This is a genomic window from Rhizobium sp. 05N430 (genome assembly GCF_056396985.1).
In genome coordinates, this window is sequence record NZ_JBFTMO010000013.1 from 124,730 (window position 1) to 143,841 (window position 19,112).

The 19,112-nt window shown below is 63.7% G+C and carries 24 protein-coding genes; 19 read left to right on the plus strand and 5 right to left on the minus strand.

Going from position 1 to position 19,112, the window contains the following annotated elements; genetic code table 11:
• Positions 1-188: 188 nt before the first annotated feature.
• From AC1DJO_RS23060 to AC1DJO_RS23090, 7 genes are all read left to right on the plus strand, one after another.
• Positions 189-608 (plus strand): Na+/H+ antiporter subunit B, encoded by a 420-nt coding sequence (locus AC1DJO_RS23060; RefSeq protein WP_112389877.1) that lies wholly within the window; start codon positions 189-191, stop codon positions 606-608.
• Positions 608-985, plus strand: a complete 378-nt coding sequence (locus AC1DJO_RS23065; RefSeq protein WP_477973056.1) for a Na+/H+ antiporter subunit C — start codon at positions 608-610, stop codon at positions 983-985. Before AC1DJO_RS23060 ends, AC1DJO_RS23065 begins: the two co-directional genes overlap by 1 nt.
• Before the next feature lie 212 nt (positions 986-1,197).
• Positions 1,198-2,748, plus strand: a complete 1,551-nt coding sequence (locus tag AC1DJO_RS23070) for a Na+/H+ antiporter subunit D (protein ID WP_477973058.1) — start codon at positions 1,198-1,200, stop codon at positions 2,746-2,748.
• On the plus strand, positions 2,745-3,218 hold the full coding sequence (locus AC1DJO_RS23075) for a Na+/H+ antiporter subunit E (protein WP_477973060.1): 474 nt from the start codon (positions 2,745-2,747) through the stop codon (positions 3,216-3,218). Before AC1DJO_RS23070 ends, AC1DJO_RS23075 begins: the two co-directional genes overlap by 4 nt.
• Positions 3,215-3,592 (plus strand): cation:proton antiporter, encoded by a 378-nt coding sequence (locus AC1DJO_RS23080; RefSeq protein ID WP_477939624.1) that lies wholly within the window; start codon positions 3,215-3,217, stop codon positions 3,590-3,592. The genes AC1DJO_RS23075 and AC1DJO_RS23080 overlap by 4 nt, the downstream gene beginning before the upstream one ends.
• Entirely contained in the window at positions 3,592-3,921 is a 330-nt protein-coding gene (gene mnhG, locus AC1DJO_RS23085; RefSeq protein ID WP_477939626.1) for a monovalent cation/H(+) antiporter subunit G, read from the plus strand. Before AC1DJO_RS23080 ends, mnhG begins: the two co-directional genes overlap by 1 nt.
• A gap of 437 nt (positions 3,922-4,358) precedes the next feature.
• On the plus strand, positions 4,359-4,790 hold the full coding sequence (locus tag AC1DJO_RS23090; RefSeq protein ID WP_112389884.1) for a Ros/MucR family transcriptional regulator: 432 nt from the start codon (positions 4,359-4,361) through the stop codon (positions 4,788-4,790).
• A gap of 56 nt (positions 4,791-4,846) precedes the next feature.
• Here the strand turns inward: AC1DJO_RS23090 and AC1DJO_RS23095 are convergent, their stop codons facing one another.
• Entirely contained in the window at positions 4,847-6,052 is a 1,206-nt protein-coding gene (locus AC1DJO_RS23095) for an MFS transporter (protein WP_477973062.1), read from the minus strand.
• Between the two features lie 607 nt (positions 6,053-6,659).
• Positions 6,660-7,556, minus strand: a complete 897-nt coding sequence (locus AC1DJO_RS23100) for a cupin domain-containing protein (RefSeq protein ID WP_477973064.1) — start codon at positions 7,554-7,556, stop codon at positions 6,660-6,662.
• A gap of 98 nt (positions 7,557-7,654) precedes the next feature.
• Here AC1DJO_RS23100 and AC1DJO_RS23105 point away from each other — a divergent pair, with 98 nt between their 5' ends.
• From AC1DJO_RS23105 to AC1DJO_RS23120, 4 genes are all read left to right on the plus strand, one after another.
• A complete protein-coding gene (locus AC1DJO_RS23105) occupies positions 7,655-8,407 on the plus strand; it encodes an SDR family oxidoreductase (RefSeq protein ID WP_477973066.1) in 753 nt (250 codons plus the stop codon).
• Between the two features lie 68 nt (positions 8,408-8,475).
• Positions 8,476-9,144 carry a LysE family translocator gene (locus tag AC1DJO_RS23110; protein ID WP_477973068.1) on the plus strand — a complete coding sequence of 223 codons (669 nt, stop codon included), beginning with the start codon at positions 8,476-8,478 and terminating at the stop codon, positions 9,142-9,144.
• 138 nt (positions 9,145-9,282) lie between these two features.
• Complete coding sequence (locus AC1DJO_RS23115) at positions 9,283-9,723, plus strand: helix-turn-helix domain-containing protein (RefSeq protein ID WP_442207989.1); 441 nt, start codon at positions 9,283-9,285, stop codon at positions 9,721-9,723.
• The gene (locus tag AC1DJO_RS23120; RefSeq protein WP_477973070.1) at positions 9,716-10,525 is read left to right on the plus strand and encodes a DUF6456 domain-containing protein; all 810 of its coding nucleotides are present in this window, start codon (positions 9,716-9,718) and stop codon (positions 10,523-10,525) included. The genes AC1DJO_RS23115 and AC1DJO_RS23120 overlap by 8 nt, the downstream gene beginning before the upstream one ends.
• On the opposite strand, the gene AC1DJO_RS23125 is transcribed toward AC1DJO_RS23120, so the two are convergent.
• Entirely contained in the window at positions 10,522-11,136 is a 615-nt protein-coding gene (locus AC1DJO_RS23125) for an O-methyltransferase (RefSeq protein WP_477973072.1), read from the minus strand. The two genes, AC1DJO_RS23120 and AC1DJO_RS23125, sit on opposite strands and share 4 nt — an antisense overlap.
• Positions 11,137-11,414: 278 nt before the next feature.
• Here AC1DJO_RS23125 and AC1DJO_RS23130 point away from each other — a divergent pair, with 278 nt between their 5' ends.
• A complete protein-coding gene (locus AC1DJO_RS23130) occupies positions 11,415-12,191 on the plus strand; it encodes a siderophore-interacting protein (protein ID WP_477973090.1) in 777 nt (258 codons plus the stop codon).
• 48 nt (positions 12,192-12,239) lie between these two features.
• Here AC1DJO_RS23130 and AC1DJO_RS23135 read toward each other — a convergent pair whose 3' ends face one another.
• A complete protein-coding gene (locus tag AC1DJO_RS23135) occupies positions 12,240-13,097 on the minus strand; it encodes a LysR substrate-binding domain-containing protein (RefSeq protein ID WP_477973074.1) in 858 nt (285 codons plus the stop codon).
• Positions 13,098-13,186: 89 nt separating this feature from the next.
• On the opposite strand from AC1DJO_RS23135, the gene AC1DJO_RS23140 reads away from it, so the two are divergent.
• Together AC1DJO_RS23140 and AC1DJO_RS23145 are read left to right on the plus strand one after the other, a co-directional pair.
• Positions 13,187-13,888, plus strand: a complete 702-nt coding sequence (locus AC1DJO_RS23140; RefSeq protein WP_477973076.1) for a haloacid dehalogenase type II — start codon at positions 13,187-13,189, stop codon at positions 13,886-13,888.
• A gap of 20 nt (positions 13,889-13,908) precedes the next feature.
• Positions 13,909-14,700 carry an aldolase gene (locus AC1DJO_RS23145; RefSeq protein WP_477973078.1) on the plus strand — a complete coding sequence of 264 codons (792 nt, stop codon included), beginning with the start codon at positions 13,909-13,911 and terminating at the stop codon, positions 14,698-14,700.
• Between the two features lie 101 nt (positions 14,701-14,801).
• Here the strand turns inward: AC1DJO_RS23145 and AC1DJO_RS23150 are convergent, their stop codons facing one another.
• On the minus strand, positions 14,802-15,674 hold the full coding sequence (locus tag AC1DJO_RS23150; protein ID WP_477973092.1) for an AraC family transcriptional regulator: 873 nt from the start codon (positions 15,672-15,674) through the stop codon (positions 14,802-14,804).
• Between the two features lie 136 nt (positions 15,675-15,810).
• Between AC1DJO_RS23150 and AC1DJO_RS23155 the strand changes: the two genes are divergently transcribed.
• The 5 genes from AC1DJO_RS23155 to AC1DJO_RS23175 all read left to right on the plus strand — a co-directional run bounded on the left by AC1DJO_RS23155 (position 15,811) and on the right by AC1DJO_RS23175 (position 18,867).
• On the plus strand, positions 15,811-16,554 hold the full coding sequence (locus AC1DJO_RS23155; RefSeq protein ID WP_477973080.1) for an SDR family NAD(P)-dependent oxidoreductase: 744 nt from the start codon (positions 15,811-15,813) through the stop codon (positions 16,552-16,554).
• A 15-nt stretch (positions 16,555-16,569) separates the two neighbouring features.
• Complete coding sequence (locus AC1DJO_RS23160; RefSeq protein WP_112541150.1) at positions 16,570-16,965, plus strand: VOC family protein; 396 nt, start codon at positions 16,570-16,572, stop codon at positions 16,963-16,965.
• A gap of 1 nt (position 16,966) precedes the next feature.
• Positions 16,967-17,950 (plus strand): saccharopine dehydrogenase family protein, encoded by a 984-nt coding sequence (locus AC1DJO_RS23165; RefSeq protein WP_477973082.1) that lies wholly within the window; start codon positions 16,967-16,969, stop codon positions 17,948-17,950.
• Between the two features lie 13 nt (positions 17,951-17,963).
• Positions 17,964-18,290, plus strand: a complete 327-nt coding sequence (locus AC1DJO_RS23170) for a nuclear transport factor 2 family protein (protein ID WP_477973084.1) — start codon at positions 17,964-17,966, stop codon at positions 18,288-18,290.
• 106 nt (positions 18,291-18,396) lie between these two features.
• On the plus strand, positions 18,397-18,867 hold the full coding sequence (locus tag AC1DJO_RS23175) for a nuclear transport factor 2 family protein (RefSeq protein WP_477973086.1): 471 nt from the start codon (positions 18,397-18,399) through the stop codon (positions 18,865-18,867).
• Positions 18,868-19,112: the final 245 nt, after the last annotated feature.

A 19,112-nucleotide genomic window follows, 5' to 3' on the forward strand; every position in this document is an offset into this window, starting at 1 on the left:
TTCCCCTTCTCCCCTCGGGGAGAAGGTGGCCCGAAGGGCCGGATGAGGGGGCTACACGGTAAGGCCGTGCCCAGCTTCATCAATCGCTTCGAGCCCGCGGCCCCCTCATCCCCGGCGCAACAAGTTGCGCCTGACCTGCCGGGCAACTTCTCCCCGCGGGGGAGAAGGGAAGGCGAGGCCGCCCGCCCATGAACACCCTCATCTTCCGCACCATCGCCCCCTTCCTCACGGCCCTGATGCTGCTCTTTTCCGTCTTCATCCTGCTGCGCGGCCACAACGAGCCCGGCGGCGGTTTCATCGGCGGGTTGATCGCGGCTTCCGCGCTGGCGATCTACGGCATCGCCAATGGCGTGCCGGCCGTGCGCCGCGCCATCCGTATCCACCCGCTGGCAATCGCCGGTGCCGGACTGCTGATGTCCACGGCTGCCGGGCTAATATCCATCGCTGCCGCCGTCCCCTTCATGACCGGGCTCTGGATCTATCCAACCATCCTCGGTTTGGAAGTGCCGCTCTCCTCGGTCATGCTCTTCGATATCGGCGTCTATTTCGTCGTGCTTGGCGCCATCACCGCCATTGCGCTGGCGCTGGAAGAAAGGGAGGACGACTGATGGAGCCGCTTGTCGCCATCCTCTCAGGCCTGTTTTTCTCGGCCGCCATCTATCTGATGCTGTCGAAATTCTCGATCCGCATCATGCTCGGCATCGCCATCCTCGGAAATGCCGTCAACCTCTTGCTGTTCACCGCCGGACGCCTGACCCGCGAGGTGCCGCCGATCATCGCCGCCGGTCTCGACACCCTTCCTGCGGGTGCCGCCAACCCGCTGCCGCAGGCCCTCATCCTGACGGCGATCGTCATCTCCTTCTCCTTCCTCGCCTTCCTGCTGGTGCTGACCTACCGCGCCTACCAGGACACCGGCACCGACAATACCGGCGAGATGCGGCTGGCCGAACCGCGCGACGAGCCGGTTCCGCCGGTGGGGTATTGAGGATGGAGAGCGTTCTGCGCGTGGCTACCCCCCTCTGCCCTGCCGGGCATCTCCCCCTCAAGGGGGGAGATCGACCAGTGGCTCGCTTCTCGCCAATCATCAAAGGTGGAGCGGGCGGGTGCGCCCAGCCGATCTCCCCACCTGTGGGGGAGATGCCCGGCAGGGCAGAGGGGGGTATCTCACCCTCGACACTCAAGGGAGCCACCCCCTAGATGGCCACCCCCACCACCCTCGACCTCTCCACCGCCATGCTCACCGCCCCCGTTCCGGCGGCCCATTGGCTGGTCATCCTTCCCGTCGCCCTCTGCATCGCGCTCGGCGCCCTGCTACTTGCGCTACGGTCCCGCATCCATCTCCATGCCCCGATCGCCATCGCCGGCCTGACGGCTCTCGTCGTCATCAATGCACTGCTCCTGCAGAAGGTCATCGCCGAAGGCCCGGTCACCATGGTGATGGGCCGCTGGCTGCCGCCGTTCGGCATTGCCTTCACCGCCGACCTCTTCGGCGTGCTGATGGCGCTGGCGGGGGCGATCGCGGCGCTGGCGGCAAGTCTCTATGCGCTGTCCGATACCGATGCCGGGCATCGCCGCTTCGGCTTCTTCCCGCTGCTGCTTCTGCTCATGGCCGGGGTCAGCGGCGCCTTCCTGACCGGCGATGTCTTCAATCTCTACGTCTGGTTCGAGGTGCTGCTGATCTCCTCCTTCGGCCTGCTGGTCCTGGGTTCCGAGCGGAGGCAGATCGACGGAGCGATGAAATATGCGGTGCTGAACCTGATCGCCACCACGCTGTTCCTCGTGGCCGTCGGCTATCTCTATGCCATCTTCGGCACGCTCAACATGGCCGATATCGCCGAAAAGGCCGCCGGCCTGCGCGACGGCGCGCCGCTGATGACGCTGGCAGCTCTTTTCCTGTTTGCCTTCGCCATGAAGGCCGCCGCCTTTCCGGTCAATTTCTGGCTACCCGCCTCCTATCACACGCCGCGAACCGTCGTGTCGGCGCTGTTTGCCGGCCTGCTCACCAAGGTCGGCATCTACGCGCTGATCCGCGTGATGATCATGCTGATGCCGGTCGAGCGCGAGGAGCTCAGTCTGCTGATCGCCATCCTCGGCGCTGCCACCGTCCTGTCGGGCGCGCTGGGGGCGCTGGCCGAGAGCGATATCCGCCGCGTGCTTGGCTATACCGTCATCTCCGGCATCGGCAGCATGCTGATCGGCATCTCGATCGGCACGCCGGGGGGCGTCAGCGGCGCGATCTTCTATGCGCTGCAGTCGATCGTGCTGATGACCGCGCTCTATCTGGCAGCCGGTATTGCCGGACGCCTCGGCGGCGGCTTCTCGCTGGTATCGCTTGGCGGCCTCTACCGCGCAAACGGCTGGTTTGCAGCCGTCTCGCTGATGCTGTTCTTCGCCGCCTCCGGCCTGCCGCCCTTTTCCGGCTTCTGGCCGAAGCTGATGCTGGTCAAGGCCTCGCTCGATGTCGGCGCCTGGTGGCTGGCGGCAGTCTTGCTGACCGGCGGCTTCCTGTCGACGATCTGCTTCGGCCGCCTCTTCCTGCTCGCCTACTGGCGTCCGGCGGCGGCTCCGCTTGCGCCAGTGGCGGTCGGCTGGACCGCCGCCGCGCCGCTGATTGCGCTGACGGCGCTCGTCACGCTCTTCGGCGTGCTGCCGGAGCAGCTGCTGTCGCTGACGCAGCAGGCCGCCGAAAACCTTGCCGATCCGACCGCCTATATCCATTCGGTCTTCCCGGAGGCTCGCACACCATGATCGCCTTCGTCTTCAACCTGCTGCTCGCCATTGCTTGGGCCGCCGTATCGGGCAGCGCTTCGCTGCACAATCTGCTGCTCGGCTTCGTGCTCGGCGCTGCCGTTCTCGCGGTTGTCCGCGAACCCTTCGGCGGCAGCGGCTATCTGCGCCGCTTCCGGCTGGTTCTGTCGCTGGCTCTGCTCTTCCTGCGGGAGCTCGCACTGTCCGCCGCGGCGGTGGCGTTGACGGTGCTGCGGCCGAAGATGCGGATACGGCCCGGTATCTTCGCCTTTCCGCTGACCGTCGATCGCGATTTCGAGATCACCCTGCTCGCCAACCTGATCACGCTGACGCCCGGCACGCTGTCGGTCGATGTCAGCGACGACCGCAAGACGCTCTATGTCCATGCGCTTGACTGTTCCGATCCGAAGGCGGCCCGCAAGGCGATTGCCGAAGGCTTCGAGCGCAAGATCATGGAGGCCTTCCGGTGATCGAGCCCGCCGTCATCATCCAGCTTGCGGCCGATGCGGCACTGGCCGTGCTTGGTCTGTCGTTGCTGCTCACCGCCTGGCGCATCGCCGCCGGGCCGACCTTGCCCGACAGGATAGCCGGTCTCGACATGCTGACCGGCATCGCCATCGGCTTCATCGCCGTGGTCGCGGTCAAGACCGGTTTCGCGCTCTACATCGACATCGCCGTCTCGCTCGGCCTCGTCGGCTTCCTGGCGACCGTCGCCTTTGCCCGCTTCGTACTGTCGCGGGGATTGCCGGCCGGGCAACCGGAGCCGGACGCGGTTCCGAAGCAGGGCAAGGCCGCAAAACCGAAGACAAAAGTGAAAGCCGCCAAACCGGGGAGGGTGCGGTGATGGATTATGCCGTTGCGATCATCGTTGCCGTCCTGGTGCTGGCAGGCGCATTCTTCACGCTGGCTGCGGCCATCGGCGTTCTGCGGCTGCCTGATGTCTATTGCCGCATGCATGCCGCCTCCAAGGCCGGCACGGTCGGTGCCAGCCTCCTGCTGCTCGCTGCCGGGGTCCATTCCGGGGATTTATCAATTTTTACGCGAGCTGTGGCCGGGATAGCCTTTCTGCTTCTGACCGCTCCGGTTGCTGCGCATCTGCTTGCAAGGGCCGCACATGCCACCGGACATGCTTTGTCGGTATTTTCCGTACGTGACGATATGCGCAAACGATGAGAGTATAAAATACAGGGCTTTAAGCAATTTTACGCAAATTTTGTCTCTGCTTATGGACTAAAGTCGGATGCTTGCTTGCAAAATCTTAATGTCGGACAATTTTTTACGTAGAGATCACGCAAATAAGAATTGGACTTTCGGTCAAACGATGCTAATTGAATTGCAAGTAGAGTTCTGATTTCGAATTAGAATCGTTTCGCTTTTTCCATCCTTAACGTTGATATCCAATGTCTAATTAAGGCTGCGGTCGAAGAGTGCGACGTATGATTCGGATTCAGGCAGTATTGGGACAGATTTCGGCGGCAAGAATCTAGGGGTGGATTCGCGTTTTAGGACATGCTGCTGTAAGCTGGACTTCTACTGTTAGCCTCTACGAAGGCGATCTTGTGCTTTTTGGCACAAAGATCATCCACGCATGCGAACAGGAGATATAAAATATGACGGATACCGCGACCGGCACTGGGCCGGAATTGCTGGTAGAGCTGACGGCCGACATCGTGGCGGCCTATGTCAGCAATCATGTAGTCCCGGTCACCGACTTGGCCAATCTGATTTCCGACGTGCATTCCGCCCTCAGCAACACGTCCGTACCACAGCCCGCCGCAGCGATCGTAGAAAAGCAGAAGCCTGCTGTTTCTGTCCGCAAGTCCGTTCAGGACGAGCAGATCACCTGCCTGGAATGCGGTGGCAACTTCAAGTCCCTGAAGCGCCACCTGATGACCCATCACAGTCTCTCGCCGGAAGAATACCGCGAAAAGTGGGATCTTCCCGCCGACTACCCGATGGTCGCCCCTGCCTATGCCGAAGCGCGCTCGCGCCTCGCCAAGGAAATGGGTCTCGGCCAGCGCCGCAAGCGCGGCCGCGGCTGAAAAGCGCGCAGTCGATGTCAAGAGCCGGGCTTTGCGCCCGGCTTTTTTGTTTGCGGCTAGGACGGGACGGCGGCGGCCTGATCGGCCGGGCGGCGGCCGCGCAGCAAAAGCAGCATGCCGATGGCGCAAAGCGAGCAAAACAGGCACAGGGCCAGCACCGCGCCATTGCCATACGCGGTCATCAGCCAAATCAGCAGCGGCGGCGAGGCCGCCGAGATCCAGTTGAGCGGCAGGGCGATCCGCGACAGGGCGCGCGCAAATTCAGCCTTGTCGTAGAAGGTGAGCGGAATCGTAGAGCGGGCCACCGCCAGTGCGCCGCTGCTGGTGCCATAGAGCACCAGGAAAACCCCGACGGCGACGGGCGAGCCCTGAACGGCGAGCAGGATCAGGAGCGACAGGCAAAGCATTCCGGAGGCACCGGCCCCGATCGTCACGCCGTCCCATTCGGTCTTGCCGATCAGGTTCACCCCGCGGGCGGCGATCTGGATGATGCCGAGCGTCGAGCCGAAAGCCAGCGCCTGCGAAGCGCTGAGACCTTCGCCTTTCAGGAGCTCGATCAGCACCGAACTGAAGCCATAGGTGATGAAGGCATTGAAGACGATTGCCGCGACAACAAGGTAGAAGGTCCGGTCATAGGCGCGCGCTGCGGTCGGCGCCGGCGCCGCTGCAGAAGAGACGGCCTCGTTGCGCCTGCGCGGCAGCCCGAAGCCATAGAGCGGCAGGCAGACCAAGGCCATGACCAGCGCATAGACCTGGCACGCGCCCCGCCACCCGCCATGCGCCGCCAGAAACGAGGTGAGTGGCCAGAAGATCGTGCTTGACAGGCCGGTCACCAGCATCAGCGTCGCGATCGCCCGCGCCGCCCTGCGTCCGGCGATCTCGTTGAGCAGGATATGCGCAGGCATGGTGAGACTGGCACTGCCCGCTGCCCCGATCAGAAGCCATCCGAGAAAATAGGTGGCGGGCGAATGTGCCAGCGACACCAGCATGAGCCCCGCAGCCGAAACCACCGTCCCGGCCATCATTACCACCCGCGCCCCGAGGCTGGCAAAGAACCGCGACAGCAGCGGCGAGCAGGCTCCCATCATCATGTAAAAGGTCGTCGTTCCGGCAAATACCGCCGGCATGCCGATCTGCAGATCGGCCGCCACGTCCCGCCCGACCACCGCCGGAAAACCGACGGCGCCCCAGCCGATCAGCTGGGCGATCGACAGGACGACGAGGGGAAGGAGGATTTTCGTCTCTGGTTCTGTTCTGGTCATCAAATGCGTTCCGATCTGCAATTGCAAATCATTAGCAAGTCAATTCTATCAGTTTGATGACAGGGGGCGAGGGGGCGCCGGTGGACACCGGTTTGCGGTTGATGCCTTCGTGTCGTTTGGTCCGCATCCGGCGATGCCGGCTGACGACGCAGTCGCTCGAAGATCATCCTGCGTCTCTTTCCCCGCCATCGTGCCGAGGAAAGGGTCTGACCGTAGCCACCCTTCGGTCCATACCATTTGTCAGCTATCCTTACTGACGATGAGTCTTTCGCCGCGCGGACGCGCGGCGGCTGGATTCCTGTGACGAGCACAGGAATGAGGGAGGTCGATGTAACGCTTCAGGGCGTTACCGGCCGCGAGGGAGTTCGCGTAGTGTTCATTTCCTGACAGTCTCGACCGTGCAATCTGCAGGCCGGAATACCCCAAATTCCCTCATTCCTGTGCTCTTCACAGGAATCCAGCCACGGCGCGTCTGCGCCGTGAATGACTCTTACGGTCATCCGCACCGAATGCCGGTAGCGGTGGTGGGTGCAGACGTCCCTTCTCCCCATCGACGACGGTGCCAGAAGGGGAGATGAGGCGGCGGCCCAGCCAGTCCGCCCCATCCTCACCCACCCCGCGCAAACCGTGCCGGCGGCACCCCCGCATGGCGGGCGAAGGCCACGCTGAATGTGCTCGCCGACCCGTAGCCGACACGCTCGGCCACCTCGTCCATGGTGAGCTCCCGCCGGCGCAGCAGCTGCTTGGCGAGCGCCATGCGCCAGGCGAACAGATATTCCATCGGCGCCAGCCCGACGATGCGGCTGAAGCGGGCGAAGAAGGCGGAGCGGGAGAGGGCGGCTTCGGCGGCGAGATCGGCCACCGTCCAGGGATGGGCTGGGCGCGCATGCAGGGCGTGGAGACTGGCTGCCAGACGCTCGTCGGCAAGGCCTCGGCTGAGCCCGGGTGCGGCAGTGGTCTCGGTCCCTGATCGCAGGGCCTCGATCAGCAGCACTTCAAGCAGCCGCTCCAGCACCAGTTCGCGTGCCGGGCGCTGCGCCCGCGTCTCCTCGCCGAGGAGCTGCATCAGCGTCGCCAGGCGCGGTTCGCCGCGCACGATCACCACGTCGGGCAGCAGCGACACGAGCAGGGCGGCATCCGGCGCGCCGAAGCTGCAGTGGCCGATCCGCATGCGCAGATCCGCCGGGCCATCGAGGCGCCCGGCGCGAAAACGGCCGTCGGCGAGCTGCGCCGGGATCGTATCCGGCAAATCGGCGGAAGCATCGAGGCTCTCGTTGACGAGATCGCGCATCGCAGGCACCAGCACGAAATCCCCGGCTTCGAGGATGAAGGGCTGATCGTCGCCGAATGTGACGCGGCACGCGCCGTCCAGGATGGCGCAATAGAACGGCTCGCCGGTGGCCTCGCGACGAATACGCCAGGCACCGGCGCATTCCACCAGCTTCGAGAAGCGCGCTGCGGGCTGCAGCAAGGTGACGATGTCGGCAAGCGGATCGATGCTCATGATCAGGACTAACGCTAAAGAAAAGGAGACTATAGCCTATATCAAGTCCTGTCATCGGTCACTACCATCGCAGCATTCCTTTTCACATGGAGAAGCGCATGCCCACGATATTGATCACCGGTTGCTCGTCCGGCTTCGGCCTTGAAACCGCCAAACTGTTTCTCGACCGCGGCTGGGAGGTGATCGCCACGATGCGCACGCCGGCTGCCAGCCTGCTTCAGCCATCCGATCGCCTTCGCGTCCTGCCGCTCGACGTCACCAATCCCGCAAGCGTCGCGGAAGCGGTGAAGAGCGCAGGTCCCATAGACGTGCTGGTCAACAATGCCGGTTTCGGCGCGCCGGCGCCGATCGAGCTGACGGACCCCGAGACGGCGCAGTCGCTTTTCCAGACCAATGTGATCGGCACATTGGCGATGATCCAGGCGGTGCTGCCGCAGATGCGTCAGCGGCGCGCCGGCGTCATCATCAACGTCACCTCGACGGTCACGGTCAAGGTCCTGCCCGTCATCGGCGTCTACCGGGCGAGCAAGGCGGCGGTGAATGCGCTGAGCGAATCCCTGGCGGTCGAAATGGAGCCGTTCGGCGTGCGGGTGCATATCGTCCTGCCGGGCCGCTCGCCCGAGACTCGTTTCGGCCAGAATGCCCGGCCACATCTGCGCGGCGCCGATGATCCGGATTATGCGCCGCTGATCCAGCAATTCGTCAGAAGCGTTCAGGACGATACCGGCCCGGTCACCCACGCGCCCGATGTCGCCGAAGCCATCTGGCGCGCCGCCACCGATCCCGCAGCACCGCTGCGCATCCCTGGAGGCGCCGACGCCGAGCTCTGGATGGCCGAAGCGGGGTTGTAACGGCAACCCATCTTCCGCTACCTCTTGTTTTCAATTGGTAGCTTTCCTCCCTCCACGATCTCAAAGCCATGCCCGACGCCTCGATCTTCCTGACCTTCCTCATCGCCCTTGCCGTCCTCGAAATCACGCCGGGGCCGGACATGATGCTGGTCATCGCCCGCGGCGTCGGCCAGGGGCGCAGGACCGCGCTTCTGACGGTCGTCGGCATGGTCTTTGTCGCCGGGGCCGTGCAGGTCGGCCTGCTGGTCCTTGGCCTGGCGTCGCTGGTGGCCGCCTATCCGTCTGCGCTGCATGTCCTCCAGTGGCTGGGCGCGGCCTATCTGATCTATCTCGGGATCAGGATGGTATGGGCAAGCTTTGCGCATCAATCCGCAGCAAGGCTGAAATCCCGGCCGGTGTCAGGGTGGAAGGCTGTACGCGAGGGAACACTGAACAGCCTGACCAACCCTAAGTCCCTGCTGTTCATGTTCACCTTCCTGCCGCTCTTCGTCGATCCTCATACGGGGCCGGTCTGGCTGCAGCTGCTGGTTCTCGGATCGATCCAGAAACTGGTCGGCATCCTCTCGCTCGGCGGCGTGGCCCTGGCATCGGGAACCGTCGGCAATGTTCTTCACCGCTTTCCGAAACTGCTCTCCTGGCAGGAGCGGTTCACCGGCTTCGTCCTTGTCGGCCTCGGTATCCGGCTTCTCCTCTCCGGCAGCCCATCTCCCGCTCCTTCGGTGGCACGATCGATATAGGAAAATAATCCAAATTCAATTTCAGCAGGTTAAGGTCCATCAAGGCCAAAGGCACGAAAAAGTTGCGGCGTCGCTCTTCCGCTTCGCGCATTCTTCTCTTATCGTGTGTGAATTAATTCCTATTTCCGGGAGTTTCACATGCCGCACACTCAAATCCCTTTACCGCGCAATCGCCTCGAAACAGCCCTTCGCCCGATCATCGACGACGAGCCGCCGGCTCCACCGCCCGAGCCGCGTCCGCCATCGGTGTCGTTGCCGGTGCGCATCGTCTGCCGCATCGCCCAGAAGATCACCGCCGAGATGGTGATGATCGCGGGAAGCCGCATGCTGGAGCGGCGGGATCGCCGCCGCATGCTCTGCCATGTCCGGCAGATTTCCATGTATGCCTGCCACACGGCGCTGCAATTCTCGCAGCAGGAGATTGCCGGCGGCTTCGGGCGCCATCGCACCACCGTCGCCCATGCCTGCATGATCGTCGAACAGCGCCGCGACGACCCGGCTTTCGACGACTTCGTCTCCGCCATCGAGCGCACCGTCGTCTCCGTCTTCCGCTTTCCGGAAGGAGCGGCCCATGACTGAGCGACCCGTCAACAGCGACAGGCAGATGCTGAAAATGCTGCGGTTTCTGGCGAAAGGCGAGGTGCTGCTTGAGCGCTTCGGCTCGGAAACCGTCGCCCTCCAGCACGGCGGCGCCCGTTACGAGATCCCGTCCGGACTGCTCTCCGAAGCCGTCTCCCGCGGCCTTGTCGCGATGGCGCAGGACAGCGCCGGGCTGGCGCCGGCAGCGCGTGCCTATCTCCGCCGGGCGCTGGCCGAACGCAACGAGGCCTTCATCGAGCAGCACGGCACTATCACCCGCGCAACCCGCGAGATCGATGGCCGGCCCGAGACGCTCAGGGTCAACGAGGCGGAATCACCGCTTGCCTCGCTCGCCCGCCTGAAGGACAGGAACGGCGAACCCTTCCTGCCGAAGGCCGCACTTGCCGCCGGCGAACACCTGCATGCCGATTTCACCCGCGCCCAGCTGCAGCCGCGCGTCACCGCCTCCTGGCAGCCGCGGCTTTCCGGCCGCAGCAAGGGCGAGCGCGGTGGCATGGCCGATCTCGCCGACAGCGCGATAGCCGCCCGCATCGCCGTCAACCGCGCCATCGAGGCGATGGGGCCGGAACTGTCGGGCGCAGCCCTCGATATCTGCTGCTTCATGAAGGGGCTGGAAACCGTGGAGCGCGAACGCCAATGGCCGGTGCGCTCCGCCAAGCTGATGCTGCGCACCGCTCTCCTGGCGCTCGCACGCCACTACAACCCGCCGCGGCGAGCCGCGCGGATGCAGCATTGGGGCGAGGAAGGGTATCGGCCGGAGATGGAGACCACCTTCCGCTAAGGCTCGTACCGGCTGATCTCCAGCCCGCTGCCCACAGGCAGCAGCACACTCGAAATCCCTGGCTTGGCGCGGATCGCCCGGCCATAGGCTTTCACATTGTCGTCGCCGGGCCGGATCATGTTGTCGGCGACGATGATCGCGCCGGGATTGAGCCGGGGATAGAAGGCCTCAAGGCAGGGGAGGTAGAGATCCTTCCAGAGATCGACGAGGACGAAATCGAGGCCCGCCTTGAGCGTGCCAATCATCTCCACGGCATCGCCGGTCCGGAAGTCGATATGCGCCGACAGCCCGGCCTTCTCCGCCATCTCCTGCGCAAAGGCGGATTTGTAGCCGTGCATTTCCATGGTGATCAGGCTGCCGCCCGCCGCGCGCGCCGCTTCCGCCAGCCAGATGCCGGAATAGCCGAAGGAGGTGCCGAGCTCCAGGATGACGGGCGCATCGAGGCTCTTGGCCAGAATGTTCAGAAACTGGCCGGTCTCCGGGCCGACGGCGCGCATCCGCCGGTCCTGCCCGCCGTCCCKCCCGCCCGGCGGCTCGATGCGGGGGCTGGTGCGCTCCTTGGCGATCATCTCTTCATATATGTCGAGAACCGTGCGGATCTTGGCGTCCATCATCTTTTCCATCTGCTTTCGAATGCCTATATGGGAAATATCTGACGCGGATGATCGGCCTTGCAAAAGTTAAATCTTAGTAACATCGGATATTCGCTGCGCCGTCCGTCTTGCGGCGAGGGGCTCTGTCGGTTAAAGCCGGTTCGTCAATGTCCGGGCGCTTGCCCGGCCACGTAAGCGTTAACGTCACTCAACGCGTATGATCGAACGGCTCTGCGGCTTCGATCTGCGCGACCATGTCCTGCGGATCGAGCTCTATGAGCCCCATGAAGGACAAGATGGATAACAACACCAACTCTGCAAACAACGCCAATGCCGCACCCGAAATCGAGCGTGTCAGGCATGAACTGCGCCGCCGTTCGCTGATCGCCGAGAGCGTCACCGACATCACGCCCGGCATGCGCCGCGTCGTGCTGACAGGCGAAGACCTCGCCGATTTCGTCAGCCTCGCCCCTGACGACCATATCAAGGTCATAGTACCGGGTGAGGGTGGCGAGGAAGAGCGCCGCGATTACACCCCGCGCCGCTACGACAACGCCGCCCGCAGCCTGACGATCGATTTCGCCCTCCATGAGGCCGGTCCGGTCACCCAATGGGCGATCGATGCGAAGCCGGGCACCACGCTCGAAATCGGCGGCCCGCGCGGCTCGGCGGTCATCTCGAACAAGGTGAAGCGCTGGCTGCTGGTCGGCGATGAAACCGCGTTGCCGGCGATCGGCCGCCGCATCGAGGAAAGCGGCGAGGACACTGCCATCACCGTGCTCGGCGCCGTCGCCGGGCCGGAAGAGCAACAGGTCTTCGAAACGAAGGCGGCGCTTTCCACCCGCTGGGTCCACCGCCCGCTGTCGGAAGCGACCGATGCCGCGCCGATCATCGCGGCGCTCAGCGGCATCGACATCGCCCCGCAGACCCTCGTCTGGGTCGCCGCCGAAGCCTCCGTCGTCCGCGCCATCCGCGCCTATCTGACCGAAGAGCGCGGCTATCCGCTCGCCTGGATCAAGGCCTCGGGCTACTGGGTGAAGGGCAAGGCGGATACGACCGAGAAGTTTGGCTGATATCAGCAAATGCAAAGGGGCGGGCTGAGGCTCGCCCCTGCCGCATCACTAGGGCGCTAGGTTATCCGTCAGAAACTCACCGAGGAATTTCGCCTCCGCCGATAGCCGCGTCCGTCCCTTGACCAGCGCCAGTTCCGAGTTCGGCTGCTGCTCGAAGCCGTCATCCGCCGAAAGCAGCCTGTGTTCCGGCAGCACCGCATCCGAGGGCAGCAGGCTGATGCCGAGGCCGGAGGCGACGGCGGCCTGCACGCCCATCAGCCCCTGGCTGGTATAGGCGATCCGCCAGCGCCTCCCGCTGCGCTCGATGGCGCGGATCGCCCGGTCGCGATAGATGCAGCCGACGGGAAAAACCGCCAGCGGCACCGGGTCGCTCCCGGCGCTCGGCTGCCCGCCTTCGACCCAGATCAGCTCTTCGCTCCAGCTCGCCAATGCCGCGCCATCGCCGGGTTCGCGCTTGATCAGCGCCAGATCGATCTCGCCGGCATCGAGCAGCCGCTTGAGCTCCGTGCTCCAGCCGCTCACCGTATCCAGCCGGATGTGCGGCGAGGCCGCCGAGAAGCCGGAGAGCAGATCGATCAGCCGCCGCCCGGCGAAATCCTCGGGAACGCCGAGACGAACGGTCTTCGGCGCTGCTGGTTTGCGCATCGCTTCAGACGCCTCGTCGGCTGTCGAAAGCAGCCGCCTGGCATAGCTCAGCAGCAGCTCGCCCGCCTCCGTCGTCTGTACTCCGCCCGTCGATTTGTCGCGCAACAGCAGCGTGTGGCCGAGATTGGCCTCGAGCTTCTTCACCTGCTGGCTGACGGTCGATTGCGTCAGATGCACCCGCTCGGCCGCCTTGGTGAAGCCGCCGCAATCGATAACGGCTGCGAAGGTTCTGAGAAGATCGAGGTCGAATCCGTAGCTCATTCGATTTTTCACTGAGAGAAATTTCTATATTTAATTTCTCAATGACCGCGCGCTTTGTCAATCTGGCGGCATCAACGGAGATGACGCAGATGACGCTTCCAGGCACCCGGCCGAGCTGGCTGACATTCGATTGCTACGGAACCCTGATCCAGTGGGATGAGGGGCTGCTGGCGGCGATGGATCGCATTCTCTCCGCCAAGGGCGGTGACATCGACCAGAAAGCCTTCATCGCCACCTATGACCGCCATGAGCACGCGCTGGAGGAAGAGCGCCCGCACCGATCCTTCAGAGAAGTGAGCGCCCTGGCGCTGGAAAAAGCGATGGGCGAATTCGGCCTCGGCTTCACGCTCGATGATGCCGAGATCCTGACCTCCTCGATCGGCAGGATGCCGCCATTCCCCGAAGTCGTCGAAACGCTCGGTCAGCTGAAATCAGCCGGTTTCCGCCTCGCCATCATCTCCAACACCGACGATGCGATCATCGCAGGCAATGTTGCCCAGCTCGGCGGCCATGTCGACCGCGTCATCACCGCCGAGCAGGCCGGCGCCTACAAACCGTCGCCGCAGATCTTCCGTCACGCCTGGAAAGAGTTGGGCATCGGCATCAATGATCTGGTGCATATCTGCGCCAGCCCGCATCTCGACCTTGCCGCCGCCCGCGAACTCGGCTTTCGTACGGTCTGGGTCGATCGCGGCACGGGGCGCAAGCCGCTCGCCGATTACGCCGCCAACGCGGTGGTGCCAACGCTCGACAAGGTACCCGGCGTGCTCGCTGCCGCCGGCTGGATGTAACGGATATTGCGGAGGCAAACATGGCGCACGAACTCAATCTCTCGAAGGGCGGCCCCGCCATCCTGCGCAACATCCCGCTCGATACGGACGAGATCTGGAAGGCCCGCGCCGATCTCGCCGCCTGCCTGAGGATGGCTGCAAAGCTCGGCCTGGAAGAGGGGATCTGCAACCATTTCTCGGCCGTCGTCCCCGGCCATCCCGATCTTTTCCTCGTCAACCGCCTCGGCTGGGCTTTCCAGGAAGCCACCGCCTCGTCGCTGCTGATCTGCGATTTCGAGGGCAATGTGGTCGCCGGTGACGGCGTGCCCGAGGCCACCGCCTTCTTCATCCATGCCCGCCTGCACAAAATGTCGCCGCGCGTCGGCGCCGCCTTCCACACCCATATGCCGAACGCGACGGCGCTGAGCATGGTCGAAGGCGAGCCGCTGATCTTCGCCGGCCAGACCGCCCTGAAATTCTACGGCCGCGTCGCCGTCGACGAGAATTACAACGGCCTGGCGCTCGACGAGCGCGAAGGCGACCGCATCGCCGCCGTCCTCGGCGGCAACGACATCCTGTTCATGAAGAACCACGGCGTCATGGTCTGCGCCCCCAATATCGCCGAGGCCTGGGACGATCTCTACTACCTCGAACGCGCCGCCGAAGTGCAGCTCAAGGCCATGAGCACCGGCCGCCGCCTGCTGCCGGTCGCGCCCGAGGTGGCGGCGGCGGCGGCACGGCAGATGCGCGAGGGCGACCCCGAGAGTGCGCGGATGCATCTGGAGAGTGTGCGCCGGGTGCTGGATCGCGAGGGGTCGGGGTATAAGGATTGAGGAGGATTGCGGTTATGGCCAGCAGATGCTCGTTGGCTACGGCGCGGTGGCCGCTTTCGACCCAAAGCGGTCGTTGCAGGAAAGCATCCCGTCACACGGTCTCACCCCCGAAGGCGCACGACATCCTTCGAGGGCGGTAGTCCGAACTGCCTTGCGTATTCACGGCTGAACTGGTTCGGGCTTTCATAACCAACGCAGAAGGCGACCGACGTTGCCGTTCCTTCCCCAACCATCAAAAGCCTGCGCGCATGCAGCAGCCGGACTTGCTTCTGGTACTGGATCGGGCTGAGTGCCGTGATTGCCTTGAAGTGTCGATGGAACGCCGAGACGCTGAGCGCCGCCATCTCCGCGAGAGCCTCGACCCTGAGCGGCTTGGCGAAATTTTCCCGGATCCATTGGATCGCAACGCCGATCCGCGATAGTGCAGCATCTGGCGCGGCAATGTCCCGCAGCATCCAGCCGAGCGGGCCTTTCAGCACCCTGAAGAGGATCTCACGCTCGTAGGCAGGTGCAAGCACGGCGATTTCGTCCGGACGGTCCATCAGCCGGAGCATCCGCACCCAGGCGTCGAGGAACTCGTCGTTGACCGGCGCGACGGAGAAACCGGAGCCGAACAGCTTGCTGCACACCTGCACGGGCAGATCGCTGATGAGGGCGGCGACCGTTGGCGGGTGGAGTGTCAGGCTGACCGCGAGATAGGGTTCTCCCGCCACCGAAGGGTGAACCGACCCCACCGCCGGAAGATCGACCGACATGACGAAATACGTCGCCGGGTCGTAGGCGAATGTCCGCTCGCCGACCGTCATCGTTTTCGAGCCAGTGAGGATCAGGTTGATCATCGGCTCGTAGACGGCAGAGAGCCGATGCTCCGGGATCTCGCCCTGGACCATCGCAACACGGGGAATTCCCGTTTCCGTGCGGCGGTTTTCCGCCGTCGATGCCAAGGCACGCAGTTCCTGAAGTTGCTTTTCCATAGCGATGACCGTGACAGCTCGAGAAAGCCCCTGCAAGCGTAAAGCAGAAATAGGCAAGCTTCGGAGAGGAATAGGTGAGCGGGCAAGATGGCACAGGCCTAGCTTCAGGGCACAGCAAACAGGCAAGGAAACAGCCATGAAGATCGTCATCGTCACCGGAGGAAGCCGGGGTCTCGGAGCCAGCACAGCCATCGAATGCGCCCGCAAAGGAATGGGCGTCGTCGTGACCTACAACAGCAACCCGGCAAAAGCGGACGATGTCGTCAAGGCAATCATCGGGAACGGCGGTAAGGCCGTTGCCCTAAAACTCGACGTCGGCGACATCAGCGCGTTTCCGGCCTTCCGGGATTTTGTTGCTTCGAAACTGCGTTCCATCTTCGGCCGGGACGATTTCGATTATCTCGTCAACAATGCCGGATACGGCCTCTTCAATCCGATCGCGACTGTTACGGAAGAACAGTTCGACGGGCTCTTTAACGTTCATCTCAAGGGGCCGTTCTTCCTGACCCAGATCCTGCTGCCGCTGATGGCGAATGGCGGCCAGATCATCAACATCACCAGCGCCACCTCGCGCGTGGCGACCGCTGGCGTCGCGCCCTATGCCTCCTTCAAGGGTGGTCTCGAGGTCCTGACCCGCTACATGGCCAAGGAGTTCGGCGAGCGCGGCATCCGGGCGAACTCGATCGCACCCGGCGCAATCCGCACGGAGCTTGGCGGCGGCCTGAACGACGAGTTCGAGGCCATGCTGGCAGGCCAAACCGCACTTGGCCGTGTCGGCGAGCCTGAAGAGATCGGTGGAGTCGTCGCCAGTCTCCTGTCGGCAGAGAACCGCTGGATCAACGCCCAGAACATCGAGGTCTCGGGCGGATACATTATCTGAGCAAAGGAGAGCACCATGCTCGACCATGTCTTCATATCCGTCAGCGACATCGATCGGTCGATTGCCTTCTACGAAGCGGCACTGGCACCACTCGGGATTGTTCATGCTCATGACTATGACGGAAAGGACGGGCCGCCCGGCCATCCTGATCTGAAGGGGTTCGGCGCGAATGGCAGGGTGTTCTTCTGGCTCCGCGAAGGCGTGGTCGAAGGCCGTGCTGCTCATATCGGCTTCGTCGCCGACAGCACCTCCCAGGTCGACGCCGCCTATGCCGCAGCTGTCGCCGCGGGCGCGTCAAAAATCCATCCGCCCGGAGCGCAGCTTCACTACGACCCTCGCTACTACGCCGCCCAGGTTCGCGACCCGGACGGCTACAGTCTCGAATTCGTCTACAAGGAATGGCAGCACTGATATGACAAAGCTGATGATCTACGGCGCGACCGGCTATACCGGCCGCATGGCGGCGGAACATGCGAAGGCTGCCCGGACGCCTCTCGTTCTCGCCGGCCGCAACGAAGCGACCCTCTCGAAACTCTCTGCGGAACTCGGCGTCGAGTACCGCGTCTTCGGCCTCGATGATGCTGCGGCAATTGACGTCGGTCTGGCCGGCGTCTCCGTCCTGCTGAACTGCGCAGGACCATTCATGCGCACCGCCGATGCACTGATGAAGGCATCGATCCGCAACGGTATCCACTATCTCGACACGGCGGCCGAACTCGACAGCTACCGTCTGGGCGGCACGCTCGACGACGACGCGAAGGCTGCGGGCGTGATGCTCATGCCGGGCGGCGGCGGAAGCGTCTCCATGCTCGGCAGCCTTGCCGGACATGCGGTCGCTCGTGTGAACGACCCTCGCAAGATCAGGATTGCGCTGCATGTCGCAGGCGGACTTTCGCGCGGGTCGGCGATCAGCGCCATGGAGAACGTCACAGGCGAAACCCTGGCCCGTGTGGACGGAGAGCTTGTCTCGATTGCCGCCGACGGCGTCCGCAAGTTCGATTTCGGCAAGGGCGCGGTCGACTGCTTCCCGGTGACGCTGCCTGATCTTATCACCATCTGGCTGGCGACGGGGGTCCCCGACGTCGAGACCTTTGTGCATGTCACCGGCGATGGTTTCCCGCAGGGTGATCTCTCGACCCTACCGGACGGCCCCAGTGAAGAGGAGCGGCGGGCGAACCGCTACCAGGCAGCCGTCGAAGTCACTGGCGCAGATGGAACGATCACCCGTTCCATCCTCGATACGGTCAACGGCTACACGTTCACGGCGATGGCGGCGGCCGAGGCTGGCCGGCGCGTCCTTGGCGGCGAAGTCCGTCCCGGCTTCCAGACGCCTGCGACCCTGTTCGGAAGCGGCTTCGCGCAGACCATCGCCGATACCTCGATCAACGATGTCTAAGGAGACCGGCGTCATGCAGAAGCTCATCGAATCCTTCATCATGGCCGCCAATGCCTTCGACGTGGAAGGGACGCTGTCGCTGTTCACAGCCGACGCCGTCATCGACGACGTTTCAGTCGGCGACGCCTTTGTCGGCCGCGATGGTGTCCGGCATTACCTCGAGCGGTTCTTCGTTGGTTACAGCACCAACAGCAAGCTGCTGTCGATCAAAGAACTCGACGAATTCCATTCGGACGTCCGGCTCGATTTCACAGGCGATTTCGGACACGAGATCGGGATCCTGAAGATCGCGGTCAATCCCGATGGCCTGATCGAGCGCATCGACGCCGATCTCGAATAACAGACTAACTTTCAGCCCTATCGAAACAGGAACATCTGCGCCCAGCGCGCCGATGCCGGGGAGGGCGTGCATTCCGCAGGCCTCCGGCACGACAAGGAGCAAATTCATGACCCTATCGCCATCCTTCGCACAGGATGCTGCAGACCGGCTCGCCGTCGTCGAGGCTCTCTATCGCTTCACGGCCGGCATCGATCTTCGCGACAGCGATCTCCTCGCATCATCGCTGGCGGAGAATGCCGTCTCCGACTTCCGACCGGCTGCTGCCAAGGCCGGCTTCGAATATCCCGTCATCGAGGGCCGGGATGTCATCGTCTCGGCGTTGGCGACATCGCTCGCCAACCTGGACACGACGCATTCCGTCAGCAATCCGCGGGTGACGATCGATGGAGACACCGCACGCATGGACGTTCTCGTCGAAGCCCAGCACGTTCCCCGCAGCGATCCCTCGCGTCACTACCTGATGAAGAACCGCTACGACGTCGAACTCAAGAGGAACGGCGGCCTCTGGGTCATCACCCGCAACACCGTCGACAACGTCTGGCGCTCCGGCGACATTGGAGTTCTTTCCGGCATCTAGCCTCCACTATAGGTGCCCAAGGAGGGCGGCGAGAGACTCTGTCTCCGCCGCCTAGCAGCCTGTGGCCGCGGGGTAGCGCGATGTCTGCTTTTGGCGGATATCGTTGAAAAACTCGCCGCATTAGCTGCTCATCCGCCCATTTTGATTTTCCGGGCGGAGTACCAACGCGTTTCTGCCCCGCGCCTCGGCGCAGGGTCTCAATTCATGCCGCTCTCATGCGGCAATGACGCCATATGACGTCGTTT